Here is a 1,801-nt window from a genome sequence, read left to right as displayed (position 1 = left end):
GAACCGAAAAGCGCTGATCTGCCCTCTTAAAAAATCTTTATTTATTCAAAATTTCACTACAAATAAGTTTTTAATTCTTAAATAAGTAAGATCATGGGTAAATAAACTCTTCTTTAAAATATGCAAAAGGCCTAAATCATAAAAATTAAGCCTTTTTATTTTTTGATAAGTGTTATAACACTAACTTAAGATAAAAACTCTTTAATCGTTTCTTGCATAGTTGTAGTGGCACGACCAATTAACTGGTGGAGGTCTTTGCTATCACTATATAAAGCATCTTTAGATACACCGTCATCTGAGTTCGCTAATATACTCGCAAAACCTTCTGGTAGACCTACTTGTATCAAGAGCGCTTTATATTCCTCTTCCGATAAATCTTCGTAAATTACCTCTTTTTTGCTGATCTCACTTGTCCATCTTGCTACATCATCAAGGGTATAACTCGTATCACCTGCAAGTTCATATACTTTATTCTCATGCCCTTCTTGAGTTAATACCACAGCGGCAGCAGTCGCATAATCTAAGCGTGAAGCAGAAGCAATTTTACCGTGATGCGTTGCCCCAAAAATCTTGCCCTGTTCAACTGCTTGAGCAAGCCCCATTGCATAGTTTTCGCTGTACCAATTATTACGTAATAAGGTATGTGCAATATCAGATGCTTTTAAATATTGTTCAGTCTCAACATGTTCTTGTGCTAATAAAAGCGGTGATGTATCTGCTTTTAATAAACTTGTGTAAACAATAAATTTTACGTTTGCAAGTTTTGCTGCATTAATCACATTTTGGTGTTGTACTGTTCGTTGACCAATTTCACTCGATGAAATTAATAGAAGCTTATCGACACCTGCCAATTGAACCGAAAGTTTATCTGCATCATGCCCATAATCAAAAGCACGAACTTCGATTCCTTTTGAACTTAATTCTGATGCTTTTTCAGGGCTGCGGACTAATGCAACAATATTTTTTGCCTCAGTTCGTTCAAGTAATTGCGAAATAACGAGTTGGCCGAGTTGACCTGATGCACCAGTAACTGCAATACGCATGATGTTCTCCATCTGATGTAGTTGATATCTTTTGATCATCGTAGTACCTTAACTTACCAAAAGTAAGTACTTACCTAAAAGTAAGCTTGGAAACAAATGTAATGTTTTGTAATTAAGGTGGTACGCGATGCAAGGATACGTTTTTTCAGCAGATTGTCCCTCTCGAAAAATTTTGTTGAATCTCACTAGCCGTTGGAGTGTTTTAATTTTAGTTGCACTGCGAGATCAGCGTTTGCGCTTTAATGAATTAAAAAAACTAATTGATGGCATTAGCGAAAAAATGTTGGCGCAAACCTTAAAAACGCTTGAAAACGATGGTTTTATCGTACGTCAAGATTATGCAGAAATACCGCCTCGTGTAGATTATCAATTAACAGATTTTGGACGAGAAGCTTCTGAACGACTCTTTGATTTAACCACTTGGCTAGAAAATAATTTATCCGAATTATTAGAAAATCAGCCTAATAAAGGACATAGTTCAAAACTGAATCGAAAATAGAGAGATTATTATATATTTAGGTTTTAGACTTACTTCGCCAATTTTTTCACTATTTTTTTAATAATTAGGTCAGGTTATTTTATAAAAGGATCTAAATAAAAAAATTATTTAGATCCTTTCAGATAACTCAAAGATTACTTCAACCCAAAAGTCTTTCTAATACTTTTATCAACCGGGCCACTCGGCATAAATCGACGTAACTTACTCAACAAAGATGCTTGCCCAGATGGTGTACGGCGCATTTGCCAATCATTGAGTG

The 1,801-nt window shown here is 35.1% G+C and carries 2 protein-coding genes and 1 pseudogene; 1 reads left to right on the top strand and 2 read right to left on the bottom strand.

The window, feature by feature from the left end:
* Positions 1–185: 185 nt before the first annotated feature.
* Positions 186–1,043 (bottom strand): SDR family oxidoreductase, encoded by an 858-nt coding sequence (locus AWW72_RS18695; protein WP_062848322.1) that lies wholly within the window; start codon positions 1,041–1,043, stop codon positions 186–188.
* A gap of 127 nt (positions 1,044–1,170) precedes the next feature.
* On the opposite strand from AWW72_RS18695, the gene AWW72_RS18690 reads away from it, so the two are divergent.
* Entirely contained in the window at positions 1,171–1,542 is a 372-nt protein-coding gene (locus AWW72_RS18690; protein WP_062848321.1) for a winged helix-turn-helix transcriptional regulator, read from the top strand.
* Positions 1,543–1,676: 134 nt separating this feature from the next.
* Here the strand turns inward: AWW72_RS18690 and AWW72_RS19765 are convergent.
* Positions 1,677–1,801 (bottom strand): annotated as a pseudogene (locus AWW72_RS19765) (oxidoreductase); the annotation flags it as partial.

Source organism: Acinetobacter sp. NRRL B-65365 (assembly GCF_001605865.1).
Taxonomy (GTDB): domain Bacteria; phylum Pseudomonadota; class Gammaproteobacteria; order Pseudomonadales; family Moraxellaceae; genus Acinetobacter; species Acinetobacter vivianii.
Note: the sequence above shows the minus strand (reverse complement) of the source record. Positions and strands in the feature narration are given on the sequence as shown.

Excerpts from the sequence above, each read along its gene's own strand:
- AWW72_RS18695 (WP_062848322.1), bottom strand. The coding sequence starts at position 1,043 with ATGCGTATTGCAGTTACTGGTGCATCAGGTCAACTCGGCCAACTCGTT.
- AWW72_RS18690 (WP_062848321.1), top strand. The coding sequence starts at position 1,171 with ATGCAAGGATACGTTTTTTCAGCAGATTGTCCCTCTCGAAAAATTTTG.